Source organism: Acinetobacter sp. 1000160 (assembly GCF_000588715.1).
GTDB classification, from domain to species: Bacteria; Pseudomonadota; Gammaproteobacteria; order Pseudomonadales; family Moraxellaceae; genus Acinetobacter; species Acinetobacter courvalinii.
Window position 1 is genome coordinate 346158 of record NZ_JFWP02000002.1, and the last position, 17138, is coordinate 363295.

Here is a 17138-nt window from a genome sequence, read left to right on the forward strand (position 1 = left end):
TATTTGGGGAACAAGCGCAATCAAACCAGATTGCGTTTATTCCATGCTGTTTACGACAAATTAAAAATGGTACTGGAACATGACATTCACGAGTTTATTCCATTTACCGTCATCTCCCTGTGCGAGTGAACTGCTGTTTCCGCCGACAAAGGGATCATTTTTACTCATCACATATTCTGTATTTAAAGACATATTCTTGTATCCCCAAGTGACACCTAGAATATTTCTTTGAGAGTCATTAAAGTTGTGTTCCTGTTTATGAAAACCACTGAATACCAGATAAGGAGTTACATTGAGCGACTCCATCACGTCTTTAAATACATAGCTGGTGTCTAGCGTATAGAAATAACCTTTGTTGGCAATGTCATATTCGCTATCAAATGAGCCAAAAGTTGACTGATCAGGGCTTAAGGCATCCTTATTGCGAATCGACTGTTTGCCGCCCGTCAGCACAACATTCAGGTTTTTATAATGAATGCGATTAAACAATGCCCAGGTATTTCTCGAACCATCAGCCCCATTCTTGTTATTTTCAATGTCTGAGTACCAATAACTTCCACCTACCGATACATTGAGATCATCACGGCTTAAAAGCGTCTGATCCACTCGCGCCATCCACATATTTTTTTCGTTTAAATTGGTTTTTAATGGATCGGAAGAGTGAACTACATTGGCTGTGTAACGGGCTGAATCCTGACTTGCGCCATGATAGTTGCCTCCATCGCTGGCAAAATAAGCCAGATCGATTTTGGTTAAGGAAGGCAGTTCAGTGTGATAATTTATCCCTAAGTTGGTCGCATCCTGCAGTCCCATGGTATTGTTAAGCCCTGCATAAAAACTACTATCCCAAAATCTTCCCGGACCAAAAGGAATTGGTTGCAGGCCCAATGTAATGTTATCCGTGGCATTTAAACGATAGCCCGCATAACCATACACCAAGGTTGAAAAGTCACATAAACGATCATATTGATAACAACGATATTCCAGCTTTCCAAACCAGTCCGAGCGCTCATAATCTAAACGTAAAATGGCAGCATCGAACTTAATCTTTTGATCGGAAGCTGGCTCGCCGTAGTGTTTATCTTGGTAGTTGGCGCGTAAGGTTCCTGAAACGGTTAAGGCACCCAATTGATTTTGCGCATCACCAAATGTGATGCCAGCAGTGGCTGGTAAAGAAATCGCGAAGAGTAAAAAGCTTAAAGCAGATTGTGCGTAGATTTTTTCCAAAATATTATCCGTATTTATTCAATAAGTTAATTAATTTTCTATAAAAGAAAATACATGTTGAAAGGTCTCAAGGCATTTTATGGTAATTGTTCATAACCGAATGGTCTAGTTTTTGTAGGGAATTGGGGACTGCAGAAAGGCGGTTTTAAGCCTAAAAAACATCAGGGTTGGATGAAAATTTGGTCAGTTGGTCAGTGTGGAATTTTAATCTTTTAAACTTAATTTTATGTGGTCGGATACAGATTGTGGCTTTGTGAATGTATAGATTAAGAACTGACCTATATAAGCCTGAACAGGCATGTGTGAAGGCAGTGGATCGAGCGCTTTGCTTTTCCATTCTATGAAGCTTGAGCGAAACTGTATGATTCAAAAGCTCGACTCTTTGTCACAAACTGGACGCCAGATCAAGACTGGTCTAAAAAATATTCTGTGAGTGATTTTATTTTTCATAAGATTTGTGACTGTTAAAACGAGAACTCGACACCTTATTGTAGAATGGAGTCAAATTGGATGAACTTTTTTTATATTTCCTTCATTCATACTTAACGAACAATAACGGTTTCAACTTTTTTGAAGGACACTTTATGTTTGTACTTGAGCCAAAGCATGTACATATGAATCTACGTGCCAAGGATAAGGCAACAGCACTGCAATGTTTGGTTAATATTCTGGTTGAAGATCAGTTAACGACAGCAGAGTATTTGACGGGTTTACAGGATCGTGAAGCACAGGGTGCCACTTATCTGGGACAGGGCATCGCTATTCCACATGGTACACCTCAGTCACGTGAATTTATCAAACAGACCGGGATCCGGCTTGCGCATTTCCCGGAAGGCGTGGTGTGGGACGGGGAGCATAAAATTTATCTGGCTGTGGTCATTGCTGCCAAATCAGATGAGCATTTACAGGTTCTGCAAATCCTGACCCGCGCTTTAAATCACGATGTCAGTGTTCAGGTACAAACGGCAACCACGGCTGAGCAAATTATCGATATTTTGCAGGTACGCCCGGATACGTTGGTTATCCATGAAAATTTAATCCAGACCCAGACCCATGTTGAAGATATTGATGATTTTTTCTGGGCCGCAGCAAAATTATTGAAACAGCAAAAACTGGTGGAAGCGGGTTTCCTGAGCCAGTTAGATCCTAAAAACCTGATTCAGATTCAGGATGCCATCTGGACCATTTCAGGGAAAAATTACGTTGCAGAAGCCGCCGTCAGTATTGTTCAAGCAGAGCAGGTTCTGAATTTCGCGCAAGGACAAATCAAAACCTTAATCTGCATTGCCCAGCATGAGCAACTTGATACCGTACAGCTAAATCATTTAATTGATCTTCTATTTCAGTCAAATATTCAACAGCAACTTCAGTCCGAGCAAAGTCGCCATGAAATCGCCAAACTGATTGGTGCAGAAATTATTCCGGACTGGCCTTATCAGCCGGTGGTACTTGCCAATAAGCATGGCTTACATGCCCGTCCTGCTACGCAACTGGTCAATATCAGTAAAACATTTAAAGGCGACATTCAAGTTGCGGTGGATGGCGGCCCCTATGTTTCTGCGAAAAGTCTGACCAAATTACTGGCTTTGGGTTGTCAATATGGGCAGACCCTGACCTTTATTGCTGAACCCAATACCGATGCTGTAGAAGGTCTCACGGCAATTGTTCAGGCGGTTAAAAATGGTTTGGGTGAAGAGGTTGAACCACTTGACCAATCTGAAACCGCTTCAATTGTTCAAGCAGAAACTGCGTGGGAAGAAATTGTTGATACTGATTTACCAGCTCAGGGAACAGCTGCATCTTCAGGGCTTGCTTTTGGCCCAGCCCATGTGATCAAACCGAAAAAATTTCAATATGAACGTTTTGGGCGCAACCTTAAAGCAGAAAAAGAAAAGCTGGAAATCGCACTGTATAGCGTAAAAAATACGATTCACCAGCTCATCCTGAAAACCGAGATTGACGAGATTAAACAAATCTTTCAGGCACATCTGGAAATGCTGGACGATCCCGACCTGATTCAGCAGGTGCATCAGGGTTTAAATCAGAATTTAACAGCAGCTGCAGCATGGCATGACTATATTGAACAGGCTGCACAAACCCAGGCAGCGCTGAATGATCCACTGCTGGCAGAGCGCGCAGCGGATTTACGCGATATTGGCGACAAGGTTTTAAGTGTGCTGTGTAATGAAGTGATGCCACTTGAACCTGAGCAAGCTTATATTCTAGTCATGCATGATCTTGGGCCTGGGGATGTGGCGCGTTTAGACAAAGACCGCGTAGCAGGAATTTTAACAGCGGTGGGTGGTGCATCGGCACATAGTGCGATTGTGGCACGCGCATTAGGCATACCTGCCGTGGTGGGTGCTGGTGAGCAGATTCTAAATATTGAGACACAAACCACCGTGCTGATTAACGGGGATACGGGCGCAATTGATATTGATCCGGCAGCTGAGCAGATTGAGCAGGCGATTCGTGAGCGTGAGCAGCATAAACAGCGTCGTCAGCAAGCGGAACGCCATTGTCAGGAAGCAGCCATGACAGTGGATCAGCATCAGGTTGAGATTGCAGCCAATATTGGCAAGATTCTGGATACCGCAAAGGCAGTTGATCATGGTGCGGAGGCGATTGGTTTATTGCGGACCGAGCTGGTGTTTATGGCACATCGTCAGGCGCCCAATGAAATTACCCAGGAAAAAGAATATCGTCATGTGCTGGATACCCTTGCAGGACGTCCACTGGTGGTACGTACTCTGGATGTCGGTGGTGATAAGCCGTTACCTTATTTGCCGATTGCTACCGAAGAAAATCCGTTTCTCGGTTTACGCGGAATCCGCCTGACCTTGAGAAAGCCGCAACTCTTGCGACAGCAGCTCATAGCCTTGGTCAAAGCAGCAGAGGGACGTCCTTTACGGATTATGTTCCCGATGGTGGGGCGAATTGAAGAATGGCGTGCAGCTCGACATATTCTGGATGAGGTGCTGGCAGAATATCCATGTGAACACCTGCAAGTGGGAATCATGATTGAAGTCCCTTCAGCTGCCTTGCTCGCGCCATTACTGGCCAAAGAAGTGGATTTCTTTAGTATCGGTACCAATGATTTAACCCAATATACCTTGGCGATTGACCGTGGACATCCGGTATTGTCTGCCGAGGCGGATGGATTACATCCAAGTATTTTATTATTGATTGATCAGGCAGTCCGGGCAGCACATGCCCATCAAAAGTGGGTCGGGGTGTGTGGTGAACTGGCAGCCGATCCGAAGGCTGTCCCGGTTTTATTAGGCTTGGGGGTGGATGAACTGAGTATGTCTTCATCCAGCATTCCTTTGGTCAAAGCACAAATTCGGACTTTGAATTATGTAGATTGCCAGCAGCTTGCTCAACGCGCTTTACAGTGTGAAAGTGCCACAGCAGTCCGTGATTTGGTGGAGTTGACGCATGGCTAAAATATTAACCATTACTTTAAACCCTGCGATTGATGTCACCCTTGAACTGGATGAGTTGCGAGTGGGTGAGGTCAACCGCCAGCAACAGGTACAATCCCATGCTGCAGGTAAGGGCCTCAATGTTGCACAGGTGTTGCATGATCTTGGACATAAGCTGATTGTGTCAGGCTTTTTGGGGAAACAAAATCGGGCCTTGTTTGAGCAGCATTTTCAGGCGATGCAGTTTGATAATCAATTTGTTTATGTTGAGGGTGAAACCCGCCAGAATATTAAGATTGCAGAACAGTCTGGACGAATGACCGATATTAATGCCAAGGGCTTTCGGGTGTCTGAGCAGGATAAACAGGCCTTGTTTGCGCGTATTCAGGCCTGCTCGCAACACGTCGATTATGTCGTGATTGCTGGCAGTCTGGCTCAGGGTTTTAGCATAGATGATTTTAAGTACCTGATCTCGATCTTGCACAAACAGCACAAGCATGTTGCGATTGATAGCAGCGGGCAGGCCTTGGTGGCTGCGATTGAAATGAATCCGTGGATGATCAAACCCAATACCGATGAATTACAGGAAAGTTTTGGTGAGGTGGTTGAAAATTTTTCCCAACAGCTTGCCTTGTTCCAACGCTTAAATTGTCAGATTGCACATATTGTCATTTCGATGGGAGAAGCCGGTGTTAACTGGATCAATCCGGCACTGGCCTTGCATGCCAGTCCACCTCCAGTCACCGTAAAAAGTACCGTCGGTGCAGGTGATTCATTACTGGCAGGCATGGTGCATGGTCTGGTGAGTAACATGACAGCTGAGCAAACCCTCAAAACGGCTACCGCCATTGCCAGTCATGCAGTGACGCAAGTCGGCTTTCGTGTGCCTGAAGCTCAGCGACTGGAAGCGCTAAAACAACAAACCATAATCAACACTTTGGATAACTCTGATGCAAACAATTAAATCTGTTTTATTTGTGATCAATTCGCAACAGTATGTCAATGCGTTGATTCTGGCAAAAAAACTGTCTCAGCTTGCACAGCAGCAAGGCTATGACAGCGCGATCATTGCTGTGCAGGATCAACTTCCTGAACAAGATTTTGATACGGTTGTTTTTATTGGCCAAGCACCCTCAAAACTTGAGGCTTTTAATGATTATGCGGTTGCCACCATTTCATTGCAGCAAGCGATGGATAATGCCGAGCAGTCTTTACAGGATGCTTTAAGCAAGACCACGACAGTTGCGCAATTGGCAACACAGCCAAATGCTCAGCCTCAGGCACAGAATTTTGTTGCAGTGACGGCCTGTCCAACAGGTGTGGCACATACCTTTATGGCGGCAGAGGCATTACAACAGGGTGCAGCTAAATTGGGCTATCGCATTCAGGTCGAAACACAAGGTTCGGTTGGTGCTAAAAATATCCTGACCGATGAAGCCATTGCTGCTGCGGATATTGTGATTCTTGCTACCGATATTGAAGTCAATACCGACCGCTTTGTCGGCAAACGCGTATATCGTTGCGGTACAGGCTTTGCATTGAAGCAAACCGATAAGGCATTTGCGGAAGCAATCACGGAAGCCAAGCTTTTAGAATCCTCTAAACAAAACAGCCAAAAAACCAGTCAGGAGGCCAATAAGGAAAAAACAGGTGTCTATAAACACCTGTTAACTGGCGTATCCTTTATGTTGCCGATGGTGGTAGCGGGCGGTTTGCTTATCGCGCTATCTCTGTGTTTTGGACTGAATGCCGCAGAGCAGGCGGGAAGTCTGGCTGCTGTGTTAAAGCAGATTGGTGCGGCTGCTTTTAGCCTGATGGTGCCGATGCTTGCCGGATATATTGCTTATTCGATTGCGGATCGTCCGGGTCTGGCACCAGGTCTGGTCGGTGGCCTCATCGCAACGCAATTAAATGCAGGATTTTTAGGTGGGATCGTCGCAGGCTTTTTAGCTGGCTATATTGCCTTATTCCTGGCCAAAAAAATCAAGCTGCCTACCAGTCTTGAAGCCTTAAAGCCGATTTTAATTGTGCCCTTATTGGGAACATTATCGGTCGGTCTGATCATGTTTTATGTGGTGGGGCATCCGGTTGCGCAAATTTTTGAGATGATGAAGGATTTTCTCAACAATATGGGCACCACCAACGCCGTACTGATGGGTATCGTACTGGCTTCGATGATGTGTATTGATTTAGGCGGGCCGATTAATAAAGCCGCCTATGCCTTTACCGTGGGTTTATTGACCACCAATACCTATATGCCAATGGCCGCGACCATGGCTGGCGGAATGGTGCCTGCGATTGGGATGGCGATTGCAACCCTATTGGCAAAGCAAAAGTTTAACCAGAGTGAGCGAGATGCGGGTAAGGCTGCATTTGTACTGGGCCTGTGCTTTATTTCCGAAGGGGCGATTCCCTTTGCAGCCAAAGATCCGATTCGGGTCATTCCAGCCTGTATTGCAGGTGGAGCAGTCACAGGTGCCTTGGTGGCATTATTTCATTGTGAACTGGTGACACCGCATGGTGGGATTTTTGTGTTACTGATTCCAAATGCGATTAGTCATGCCTGGCTCTATCTGGCAGCCATTGCGATTGGCAGCGGTATTACTGGTGTGATTTATGCGTTATTAAAACGCCGTGAAGTGGTTGAGGTGCAGACTGCCTAGGTTTTGCTTCCTATCCATTAAAATATATAAGGTAGATTGTTGGGCACAATGATCTACCTTTTTTATGTGTCATTACCTCTAGATTACATTAATCAATGCATCGAAAATCACAGCGAGTTGTTGTGTTAATTCAATGAATTTTATCTTTCATTTGCCAGCCGTTATTTCATTCAATCATTAATTGTTGTTATGATATAACATAACTTTAATTTATTTATGATTTTATGTCTGATTTATCTCAACGTTTACAAGCAATTGATGCACTAAGAGGGTTAGTGATTCTGATCATGATGGTTGATCATGTACGTGAAACCTTTTACCTGCATCATCAAGTCCCAGATCCGATGGAGATTTCTGAAACAGAAGGATCACTGTTTTTTAGCCGAGTTTTAGCCCATCTTTGTGCCCCCGTTTTTGTGGTGCTGACCGGTTTATCTGCTTATCTCTATCAGGCCAAGAACAATAGTATTGCGATGACGCGCGAATTTTTGTTGAAGCGCGGTTTATTTTTAATTGGACTTGAACTACTAATTGTCAATTTCGCGTGGACAGGTAAATTCCCGCCCGACGTGATTTATTTACAAGTCATTTGGGCTATTGGTTTTAGTATGATTGCCTTGGCATTACTCATTGGCTTGCCACAAAAACTGCTGTGGGGCATCAGTTTGCTGATCATTTTTGGGCATAATTTAATGGACCATATTTCATTCGCACAGGGTTCTGTGATGAATGCGATATGGTTGGTCTTACATGAACGGGGCTGGATCAACTTTGGAGAGGTGCTACGGGTCAGAACATCGTATCCCGTGTTGCCCTGGATTGGCGTGATTACTTTAGGTTATGGTCTTGGCCATGTTGTTTTTGGCAAACCGAAGACGACTCAGCAAAAGAATCGTATGCTCTTCACTTTTGGTTTGATGGGCATTGCTTTATTTTTCGTGTTAAGGGGGCTTAACATTTATGGTGACCAAGCTTGGGAAATGATGCCAACGTGGAGTGAAACATTAATGAGTTTCCTGAACTTGACCAAATATCCACCTTCATTATTTTTCATTTTATGGAATGTAGGTATCGGACTTATTATTCTGGTCTTATTACAGAAGATTGAAACCAAAAACTGGGTCAAGCCTTTAATCATCTTTGGCTCTGTACCAATGTTTTTCTACATCGTGCATTTATTTGTGCTTAAAGCCTTATATGTCATTGCTGTAAGTATTTGGGGACATAATTATGGCGATTATTATGGCGTGGATCACATGGCGACAGTGTGGGGGATTGCTGTGATTTTAAGCATTGTTTTATATCCAGCGATGCTGAAATTCTCTTTCTTTAAACATCGTAATAAGCATATTCCGTTGCTTAAATATTTTTAGTTTATTGAAAATAGAGTTGTTTTTTCATATTCAATTTGAATGAGATCGACTATTTAACGATTCAGAAAAACCTCTTGTCTAAGCCAAGAGGTTTTTTTACTCTCATTGCGACTTATCTTGGGTTTTGGTCTCAAAGTCACTGGCATTATGCCGCTCATGCAGTTGACTGGCTAAATCGCCAAAAGTGCGATTCACCATACGACCACGCTGTACCGCAGGGCGTGCCAGTATGGCATCGGCCCAACGTTGCACATGTGGATACTGATCGACGCTTAAAAACTCATCCGCATTATAAACCCAGCCTTTGACAACGCTACCGTACCACGGAAAAGCGGCAATATCGGCAATGCTATATTCCTGACCTGCGAGGTATTCGTGCTTTGCTAAATGTTGGTCTAATACATCCAGTAAACGTTTGGTTTCCATCGCAAAACGGTTAATCGCATATTCAATTTTTACTGGCGCATAGGCATAAAAATGTCCTAAACCGCCACCAATATAAGGTGCGCTGCCCATTTGCCAGAATAACCAGTTTAAACATTCCGTACGTGCAGCAAGTTCAGTGGGAATAAAGGCTTTAAATTTTTCAGCCAGATAGAGCAGGATTGAACCTGATTCAAATACCCGAAGCGGTGGGTTTTGACTATGATCCACCAAGGCGGGAATCTTAGAGTTCGGGTTAATTTCAACAAAGCCGCTACCGAATTGCTGGCCTTCACCAATTTTGATTAACCATGCGTCGTATTCAGCCCCGACATGTCCAAGCGCGAGTAATTCTTCCAGCAGAATCGTGACTTTTTGTCCGTTCGGCGTGGCAAGTGAATATAACTGTAATGGGTGTTTTCCAATCGGAAGCTTGTGTTCATAGCGACTCCCTGAGGTGGGCTGGTTTAGATCGGTTTTGTCTCCAGTCCATTGCCAGACTTGCGGCGGAATGTAATCTGAATCCTTCATTTTTATTGGCCATATGCTGAATTGATGAATTCAGTGTAGGTGAGCCAGCGCAGGATTGAGTGGGTTTTTTGTGGCAAAACTTTAACCGTTTTTGAATAAACAAGACTGAAGCCTGATTAATCAGATTTTGATTGCATGATCTGAAAGTGTTGATCAATCACATGCAGCCAGGCCTGCACCGCAGGAGAGACGGGCAGATTCTTTTTCCATGCCATAGCCAGATGCCACTGAATATTTGGCTTTTCGAGCGGAATGGCGGCAAACAAATCGGGATCGAGCATGTCGGTATAATATTGCGGTAACAGGGCAATGCCCATACGTTGCAGCACCATATCTGCGAGCAGGTTCCATTGACTGGTACGGCAGGCAATGCTTGGGGAGAAACCATGCTGTTCACAGGCATCCAGAATAATACGATTCAACGAGAAGTTTTCAGGAAACATCAAAAAGGACTGATGTTGTAATTCTTCCAGGTATATTTTCTTGCGTGTTGCCCAGGTCGCATCACGCCGTAATAATACCATCAAAGGATAGTTACATAATTCAATGCTATTAAAAATGTGCTGGTCAAAAGGGTGCAGCAACACGCCTACGTCCAGTTCATTATTTAATAACGCCTGTTCAATTCCTTTGGAACCGACCTCAAGAAAGGCAAGCTCGATCTCTGGCCATTGTTGATGATAATCAAACAGGGCGGTAGTCAGCAGTTGCGAGCCTAAAGGCGGAACTCCTAACTTTAAGGTACCTGTTTTTAGTTGCTGATAATTTTCGATTTCTAGAAAAATATTTTGTTCTGCTTGAAGAAGTTCGAGTGCATGCTGATAGATGCGCTGGCCAATTTCCGTCAGTTCAACCTGTCTTTTTCTACCATGTTCAGGTTTGACCAAGAGCTGTACCTGTAGTTGTTCTTCCAACTGCTGCAAGATTTTACTGATGGTCGGTTGGGTCAGATAGAGCTGTTCAGCGGTACGGGTAAAACTTTTGGTTTTGACCAGCGTGATAAAGCATTGCAGTGATTTGAAGGAAAGCATAATGAATATAAGATTATTCCATTTAGGCATAATATTAACATGAATAATTCATATTATCCGAATAGCACTGGGCTAGCATAATGAGGTAGTTCACCAATTTATTTGCTTGTCATGAGTACTGAATCCACTTCTGCAACGTTTTCTCCCAATAACTTGTTCACATTGCTCAAACAGATTTTAATTCTGGCGGCTTTTTGGGGCGCAGGCTATATTCTGCATCAACAACTCGGTGTCCCGATCTCCGCAGGCATTCTGGGCATGTTGTTATTGCTGATCTGTCTGTTTCTAAAACTGATTAAAATCGAGCAGGTGGCCATGGGGGCTACGGTGGTTTTAGGCGAGTTATTGCTGTTTTTTGTGCCTGTGGTTGTCGCCGTAGTCCAATACAAAACCTTATTTATGACCGAAGGCTGGCAGATTGTCCTGAGTATTGCCTTAGGCACAATTCTGGTGATGTTGAGTACCTGTCTCACCATTCATTACTACAACCGTCTCAAAAGCTATCTGCAAACACGTAAACCTTTCCAGCATAAGCATATCTAAAGGCATTTCACATGAATATCTGGTCAATCCTCTGTCTGATCTGGACCTTGGTCGCCTATGTGGTTGCAAAACGTCTCTATCAGAAACATCCTAAATTGTGGTTTTCTCCCGCGATTAGTGTGCCGGTGCTCACGATTGTATTGATGGCGATTTTTGGCATTTCCTATCAGACCTATGCCCAAGATACCCAATGGATCGTCAATTTGCTTGGACCAGCAACAGTCGCCTTTGCTGTGCCTATTTACCGTTATCGCGATACCATCCGTAAAAATCTGGGGGTGTTATCCATCGCGATCATTGTCGGCATGAGTGTGGGGGTAATGTCGGCTTATGAGATGGCACAACTGTTTCATTTCAGTCCCGAAGTCACCAACAGTTTGATGGCCCGTTCAATTTCAACACCTTTTGCGATGATTCTCGCTGAAGATATTCATGGTTCGGCTGCACTGGTGTCGCTATTTACCGTGATTACCGGCTTGGTCGGGATGATTTGTGGCGATGCCATTCTAGCATTCACCAAAATTCGCTCTGCTGTGGCCAATGGTGCTGCATTCGGTAATGCCGCTCACGGCTTTGGTACCGCGAGAGCCCAACAACGTAATAATGAGGAAGGGGTGATTGCCAGTTTAACCATGGTGATTGCTGGTATCCTGATGGTATTGGTCGGGCCGTTTGCCATTCACCTATGGTTATTAATTTAAGTCTTGAATTGAATGTTACATAAGAAAATAGGGCGTGAGTCAAAGCTGATTGTTAATCACAGCAAGTGGCTTTGGGGTTCTCTATGACTCACTGTCCTTAAAGGTTTCATTCAAGGCCTGTTGCACTGCATCGACTCTGGATTTACAGGCTTTATAAGCCGTCATTGATTCTTCGACAATTTTCATCAAATTATCAATATCCGGTTGTTCCTGTGCTTCTAGTAGTTCGGCATTGTTTTTTAATAATGCATAACCGTCTTTAAAGCTTAGTTCTTTCTTCGTCATGATCAATCACCTCGGTAAGCTGGGCATGGATATAGCCATCCTGCATTTCAATAGATAGGGATGAACTCGCTTGATGGATAGAGCGAATCGCCTTGTTTTCACTACGGACAATGCCATAACCCTTGGCCAGTACGTTTCTGGGATTTTGCAATAAAGTTTCCCGCATCAAGGTTTCGATTTGAGTCGAGGCCGTTTTGAGTTGCTGCTTGGCAAAATATTGTAGCGTTGATCTGGCAACCTGAAGCTGCAAATGGCAGGTACTGATCTGATTCTCAGCCTGCGACCTGATACGATGAATCAACTGCTCATTCTGGCTTTGATAAGCCGTAATCTGATGTTGGGAAAGCAATTTGATGGATTGAAAATATTCCATCACCTCTACAGAACGTTCCGAGATCAGATTGCGGATCCCGGCAATCACCTTACTTGGCGTATCGAAGGAACGATGCGCAATTTCATCTAAAATGGTTCGATCTTTTTCATGTCCAATCCCGACCCAAATCGGTACTTTGCGTTTACATAGCAGGGCGGCCAAATCATAGTCATTTAAATAGGCCAGATCGTTGACTGCACCGCCACCTCGAATGATCACGATCAGGTCGGGCGGGATGGTGTAATCTGCTGCCCATTGACGGAGTCCTGTGCCTAAGGACTCCATAATACTATTCGCAGCTGTATTCCCCTGAAAAGTCGCGGTGTGATAGACAAAAGTGCAGACACCTGCTTGCTGTAATGCGTCGGCATCTTTCTTGAAGTCACCTAAGCCGGCTGCATTTTCAGGTGCAATCACCAATACATGCTCAATATCAAACGGTGTAGGAAGCGCTTTATTCAGAGCAAGTAAACCTTCACTGCTGAGTCTGGCCAAAATTTGCTGATAACGTTTGGCAATATCACCGAGGGTAAAACTCGAGTCGATATCTTCAATATTGACAGAGAAGCCGTATTGCGGATCGAAGCGAGCCTTGATTTTAATCAGTACATTCAAATCTCTGGATAGCTCAATACCACTTTCACGCTCGAACTTCAGCACGATTTTTGCGGCAGTAAATTTCCAGATCGTGGCTTTACAGCTGGCAATGACTTTGTCGGTGTCCTGTTCTTTTTCAGCCAGTTCAAGGTAATAATGTCCACCTTTGATACTGAGATTGCGAATCTCGGCTTTCACCCAGACTGGCTCGTCAAAGGTCAGGCGAATGATTTCCTGGACGGTTGCTAGATAGTCGCTAAGAGAAAGTTGTGGTTCAGACATTAGGTCGGACAATGAATAGGATAGGGCTATAGTAGCAAATGGATTAACCTGATAACAAATCAGACCTATCTTGTTTCTATTTATTTTTGATAAGTCATAACGCATCTACAGTCTATTTTTAAAGATTACTGTAGATGCGTATTGTGAGGTAGATATTAGAGGGATTTATTCCATTTCAAGAATTTAAATAATCCAAACATAAACATGATCCAGACCGGAATTAAAATCACCGATTCCTTAAAGCCTTGCGTCCACATGATATATAAAATCATCACGATAAATGCCAAAACCAGATAATTACTCAGGGGTGAGAATAGGGCCGGGAATTTGACGGTTTTGCCTTGCTCCTGAATGGCACGTTTAAATTTTAAATGGGTAAAGCTAATAATGGCCCAGTTTAGGACCAGCGCCGCAACCGCCATATACATTAAGTGGCTTAAGGCTTGTTCCGGCACAAAATAATTCAATAATACACAGCCAAAAATCAGCACAGAAGAAAAGATCACCGCAGGCATTGGTACGCCTTGTGGGCTGACTTTTGCAAACACTTTGGGAGCATTGCCTTGGACAGCCAAGCCATACAACATTCGGCTATTGGCATACATGCCACTGTTATAGACTGAAAGTGCGGCGGTTAAAATAATAAAATTAAGTAAATGCGCTGCCCAATTAATCCCGAGCTGGCTGAAAATCATCACGAAAGGACTTTTATCCAGACCACCCAAATCCAGTTGATTCCATGGAATGAGTGACATAATGATGGCAAGCGAAGCGACATAGAAAAGCAAGATCCGGAAGATCACCTGATTGATGGCTTGCGGAATACTTTTTTCAGGATTTTCTGCTTCAGCTGCAGTCATACCGATCAGTTCAATGCCACCAAACGCAAACATTAAAAAGGCCAGCATATAGAACAAACCGGAGAAACCATGCGGGAAAAATCCGCCGTGTTGCCATAAGTTGGTGAAACTGGCCGTCGAATCAGCTCCTGCGGTCAGCAACAGGTACAGACCGAACACAATCATGGAAATGACAGCAACAACTTTGATAATCGCTAACCAGAATTCAGATTCACCGTAAAACTTCACATTGCCCAGATTTAAGCAGGTCACCACAATGAAGAAAAATAAGGTCGAGATCCAGGCTGGAATATGTGGCCACCAATAATGGACATATTTGGCAATAGCTGTCAGCTCAGTCATTGCGACCAGAATATAGACGACCCAATAATTCCAACCCGATAAGAAACCAGCAAATCTTCCCCAATATTTTTGTGAAAAATAACTAAAAGAGCCCGCGACAGGTTCTTCTACAATCATTTCACCCATTTGACGCATGATCAGAAATGCGATCAGGCCAACAATGGCATAGCCCAAAATAATCGAAGGGCCAGCAGACTGGATCACTTGAGCAGAACCTAAAAACAGACCTGTACCCACCGCACCGCCCATAGCGATCAGGTGGATATGACGGTTTTTTAGTCCACGTTTTAATTGGGGGGAAGAGTTACTCAAAATAGGATGCGCTGAACAAAAAAGAAGTGATTGTAATGGATCGTGACAGGATCGACTAGTTTGAAAACAAGAATATAGGCCTAATTCCTCTCATTTCTTTAGGTGACGGCAATTTAACTGAAAACCTTTAGGAGGGAACGAGTTCGAAAAGATTCAACCAGTCAAAATCTAATTTTCTCATAATTTTTTTAATATTTAGGGAAAATATTACCACTTCATATTTTGAGGTAAGACAGGCTATCAATGGAAAATCATTATATGTAGGTCAAGTCGAAGTTAAAAATATGTTGGATTTAACCGATCCGAAGAATTTAAAAGAAATGGGCATTGATCAGAAGGGGTTAACTCAAAAAATTGATGACGCGAATGAAGCTCAAAAGGTTTCGATATATGCCTATACAAACAATATTGCCAATCAAGCGTATGCTAAAGGTTATATGGGTATCATCTATAACAGTAGTCGCAATACAGATTCAAGCAATAACCGCGCAGTGGTTTTATTTGGTGCAGGCCGAAATACTATTCAAGATCACTTAGTTAAAGCAGATTTTGTACCTGTTGATTTTAGAGTGCTGTTACCAGAAAATCAGATTGTGTTTTTAGCGTATGTCAAGACTTTTCCAAAAGCTCAATAAGCTAAAATTATTATTTTGAGGTAGTAAAATGGGTGCAAGCTTATTTGTAGGTTTAAATGATAAAAACCAGCGAGAAGGAAATTTTTCTTATACGGGTGGTTATGTTAATAGCGTATATTGGCAGGCCTTTGGCGACTTATTAGATACGGTATTTTTACCTAACTATCCTCAATTACATGAGGTTATTAAATCGGAAGAAGGTGAATATTTAAAGTTTTATTCATTTATTGATTTAAACCAAGAGGATTTTAATCTAGCGGTTAAACTTATTCGCAATCATCTTAGTAAGTTAACAGCAGTGGATTGGCCGTCAAAAGACTATATTAAAGATATGTCACAGTGGCAAAGCATGGCAAAGGAGGTTTGGGTAGGTATAGCTGAGCCTTTTGTTGTTAAAGATACACGGTATGGTTTGTAGTAAAGTTGTCATTCAATGAGAGAATTGCATCAGATTGCAGCGAGTCAATTAGGCATTGGGGTTTGGTATCAAAAAGGATATGAACAAAAAGGGATTCTGTTTACTCCGCCAAGTGAGTATGAAAAGTCAGAAGCTATAGGTGCACAATGTGGTAACTGTCATACGATAGTATGGATAACGGGGCGTATTGATCCAACGACGAAAAAATAATTGGGAAAGAATTATGTCTGATCTAAAAAACAATGAAGTCTTCCAAAAAGCATTAGCTCATGTAATTCAACATGCTGAATTTAATGAGAATACAGTGAGTTTGATTGACTACATTACTCATAATAAAGGTGATGTGCTATTTTGTACTAGAATGTTAGGGAACTATGCGGAAGCTAACGCAATGGTATCTTGGTTTCGAGATGATGACTTAATTGCCTTTAAACAGTGGTGTTTTATTGCAGCTAAACTGAAACGTATGGTGTTTCAGTTTGATCCTATTGACTGGTTCCCCGCCTACGAGCATTTATATGCTTTATTATCAGACAATGAAGAAATTATTTCTTGGTATCGTCAGCACCGAGTATCTTATGATCGACAAAGCTCAATTAAAGATCGTGATAATCCACGTAAACCAGATTTCCACGGATATCAATTGATTTTAGCCCTTAATCAAGAATGGGAACTTTTACGGGAGCGTTGCGAATTAATTTTGAGTACAGAGCTAAAGAAAGATCGTAAGTATTTAATTGACCATCGTTTTTATCTTGCACTGGCAAATGGAGATAAAACAGAAATGGAAAAAGTATTAACAGAACTAACTAGCCCTAAAATTTCAAAGATCCGTAATCATGAATTTGCATTTACCTTTACAGAGCATTTTATTTCCACGTTTGCGGTAATTTATGCAAAGCTGGCTTGGAGAAATGGTTATCAGCTGGATATAAATACGCCATGGATACCTAAAGAATGGTTACCTATACAGCCATTGGATGAATATCCTGAACCATGGGACTTTATGAAAGAATTTGATCTTTGGACCGAATTTGATGGGGAATATGCAAGTTGGTCACCCCTACAAGGTAATTGATTATTGCAAAAGAGAGTCTATCTAGATTCTCTTTATATG

At 43.0% G+C, this 17138-nt stretch carries 15 protein-coding genes and 1 pseudogene; 10 read left to right on the forward strand and 6 right to left on the reverse strand.

Features of this window, described 5'->3' with window-relative positions; all coding sequences use genetic code 11:
* Positions 1-60: 60 nt before the first annotated feature.
* Positions 61-1227: a hypothetical protein gene (locus tag J699_RS13320; RefSeq protein ID WP_032866779.1), complete on the reverse strand. Its 1167-nt coding sequence runs from the start codon at positions 1225-1227 to the stop codon at positions 61-63.
* A gap of 584 nt (positions 1228-1811) precedes the next feature.
* On the opposite strand from J699_RS13320, the gene ptsP reads away from it, so the two are divergent.
* The 4 genes from ptsP to J699_RS13300 all read left to right on the forward strand — a co-directional run bounded on the left by ptsP (position 1812) and on the right by J699_RS13300 (position 8688).
* Entirely contained in the window at positions 1812-4673 is a 2862-nt protein-coding gene (ptsP, locus tag J699_RS13315) for a phosphoenolpyruvate--protein phosphotransferase (protein WP_032866782.1), read from the forward strand.
* Positions 4666-5616, forward strand: coding sequence for a 1-phosphofructokinase (gene pfkB, locus J699_RS13310; protein ID WP_032866785.1), 951 nt, complete (start codon positions 4666-4668; stop codon positions 5614-5616). The genes ptsP and pfkB overlap by 8 nt, the downstream gene beginning before the upstream one ends.
* Positions 5603-7315, forward strand: a complete 1713-nt coding sequence (locus J699_RS13305; RefSeq protein WP_032866787.1) for a fructose-specific PTS transporter subunit EIIC — start codon at positions 5603-5605, stop codon at positions 7313-7315. The genes pfkB and J699_RS13305 overlap by 14 nt, the downstream gene beginning before the upstream one ends.
* A 224-nt stretch (positions 7316-7539) precedes the next feature.
* Positions 7540-8688: a DUF1624 domain-containing protein gene (locus J699_RS13300; RefSeq protein WP_032866789.1), complete on the forward strand. Its 1149-nt coding sequence runs from the start codon at positions 7540-7542 to the stop codon at positions 8686-8688.
* Between the two features lie 102 nt (positions 8689-8790).
* Here J699_RS13300 and yghU read toward each other — a convergent pair whose 3' ends face one another.
* A complete protein-coding gene (yghU, locus tag J699_RS13295; RefSeq protein ID WP_032866791.1) occupies positions 8791-9642 on the reverse strand; it encodes a glutathione-dependent disulfide-bond oxidoreductase in 852 nt (283 codons plus the stop codon).
* Positions 9643-9758: 116 nt separating this feature from the next.
* Positions 9759-10673 carry a LysR family transcriptional regulator gene (locus tag J699_RS13290; RefSeq protein WP_032882758.1) on the reverse strand — a complete coding sequence of 305 codons (915 nt, stop codon included), beginning with the start codon at positions 10671-10673 and terminating at the stop codon, positions 9759-9761.
* A gap of 111 nt (positions 10674-10784) precedes the next feature.
* Here J699_RS13290 and J699_RS13285 point away from each other — a divergent pair, with 111 nt between their 5' ends.
* Complete coding sequence (locus J699_RS13285) at positions 10785-11216, forward strand: CidA/LrgA family protein (protein ID WP_005231260.1); 432 nt, start codon at positions 10785-10787, stop codon at positions 11214-11216.
* A gap of 11 nt (positions 11217-11227) precedes the next feature.
* The gene (locus tag J699_RS13280; RefSeq protein WP_005231259.1) at positions 11228-11917 is read left to right on the forward strand and encodes an LrgB family protein; all 690 of its coding nucleotides are present in this window, start codon (positions 11228-11230) and stop codon (positions 11915-11917) included.
* A gap of 81 nt (positions 11918-11998) precedes the next feature.
* On the opposite strand, the gene xseB is transcribed toward J699_RS13280, so the two are convergent.
* From xseB to J699_RS13265, 3 genes are all read right to left on the reverse strand, one after another.
* Complete coding sequence (xseB, locus tag J699_RS13275; protein ID WP_005231258.1) at positions 11999-12202, reverse strand: exodeoxyribonuclease VII small subunit; 204 nt, start codon at positions 12200-12202, stop codon at positions 11999-12001.
* Positions 12177-13454: an exodeoxyribonuclease VII large subunit gene (xseA, locus tag J699_RS13270; RefSeq protein ID WP_032866797.1), complete on the reverse strand. Its 1278-nt coding sequence runs from the start codon at positions 13452-13454 to the stop codon at positions 12177-12179. The genes xseB and xseA overlap by 26 nt, the downstream gene beginning before the upstream one ends.
* Positions 13455-13609: 155 nt before the next feature.
* Complete coding sequence (locus tag J699_RS13265) at positions 13610-14968, reverse strand: amino acid permease (RefSeq protein ID WP_079281777.1); 1359 nt, start codon at positions 14966-14968, stop codon at positions 13610-13612.
* Positions 14969-15252: 284 nt separating this feature from the next.
* Between J699_RS13265 and J699_RS13260 the strand changes: the two genes are divergently transcribed.
* The 4 genes and pseudogenes from J699_RS13260 (at position 15253) to J699_RS0218585 (ending at position 17099) form a co-directional block, all read left to right on the forward strand.
* The gene (locus J699_RS13260) at positions 15253-15603 is read left to right on the forward strand and encodes a hypothetical protein (RefSeq protein ID WP_032866800.1); all 351 of its coding nucleotides are present in this window, start codon (positions 15253-15255) and stop codon (positions 15601-15603) included.
* Between the two features lie 28 nt (positions 15604-15631).
* On the forward strand, positions 15632-16021 hold the full coding sequence (locus tag J699_RS13255) for a hypothetical protein (protein WP_032866802.1): 390 nt from the start codon (positions 15632-15634) through the stop codon (positions 16019-16021).
* A gap of 15 nt (positions 16022-16036) precedes the next feature.
* Positions 16037-16216: pseudogene (locus tag J699_RS13250) on the forward strand (hypothetical protein); the annotation flags it as partial.
* Between the two features lie 28 nt (positions 16217-16244).
* Entirely contained in the window at positions 16245-17099 is an 855-nt protein-coding gene (locus J699_RS0218585; RefSeq protein ID WP_032866804.1) for an Imm49 family immunity protein, read from the forward strand.
* Positions 17100-17138: the final 39 nt, after the last annotated feature.

Excerpts from the sequence above, each read along its gene's own strand:
- J699_RS13260 (WP_032866800.1), top strand. The coding sequence starts at position 15,253 with ATGTTGGATTTAACCGATCCGAAGAATTTAAAAGAAATGGGCATTGAT.
- J699_RS13290 (WP_032882758.1), bottom strand. The coding sequence starts at position 10,673 with ATGCTTTCCTTCAAATCACTGCAATGCTTTATCACGCTGGTCAAAACC.
- ptsP (WP_032866782.1), top strand. The coding sequence starts at position 1,812 with ATGTTTGTACTTGAGCCAAAGCATGTACATATGAATCTACGTGCCAAG.
- J699_RS13305 (WP_032866787.1), top strand. The coding sequence starts at position 5,603 with ATGCAAACAATTAAATCTGTTTTATTTGTGATCAATTCGCAACAGTAT.
- yghU (WP_032866791.1), bottom strand. The coding sequence starts at position 9,642 with ATGAAGGATTCAGATTACATTCCGCCGCAAGTCTGGCAATGGACTGGA.
- xseA (WP_032866797.1), bottom strand. The coding sequence starts at position 13,454 with ATGTCTGAACCACAACTTTCTCTTAGCGACTATCTAGCAACCGTCCAG.
- pfkB (WP_032866785.1), top strand. The coding sequence starts at position 4,666 with ATGGCTAAAATATTAACCATTACTTTAAACCCTGCGATTGATGTCACC.
- J699_RS13280 (WP_005231259.1), top strand. The coding sequence starts at position 11,228 with ATGAATATCTGGTCAATCCTCTGTCTGATCTGGACCTTGGTCGCCTAT.
- J699_RS0218585 (WP_032866804.1), top strand. The coding sequence starts at position 16,245 with ATGTCTGATCTAAAAAACAATGAAGTCTTCCAAAAAGCATTAGCTCAT.
- xseB (WP_005231258.1), bottom strand. The coding sequence starts at position 12,202 with ATGACGAAGAAAGAACTAAGCTTTAAAGACGGTTATGCATTATTAAAA.
- J699_RS13300 (WP_032866789.1), top strand. The coding sequence starts at position 7,540 with ATGTCTGATTTATCTCAACGTTTACAAGCAATTGATGCACTAAGAGGG.
- J699_RS13255 (WP_032866802.1), top strand. The coding sequence starts at position 15,632 with ATGGGTGCAAGCTTATTTGTAGGTTTAAATGATAAAAACCAGCGAGAA.
- J699_RS13285 (WP_005231260.1), top strand. The coding sequence starts at position 10,785 with ATGAGTACTGAATCCACTTCTGCAACGTTTTCTCCCAATAACTTGTTC.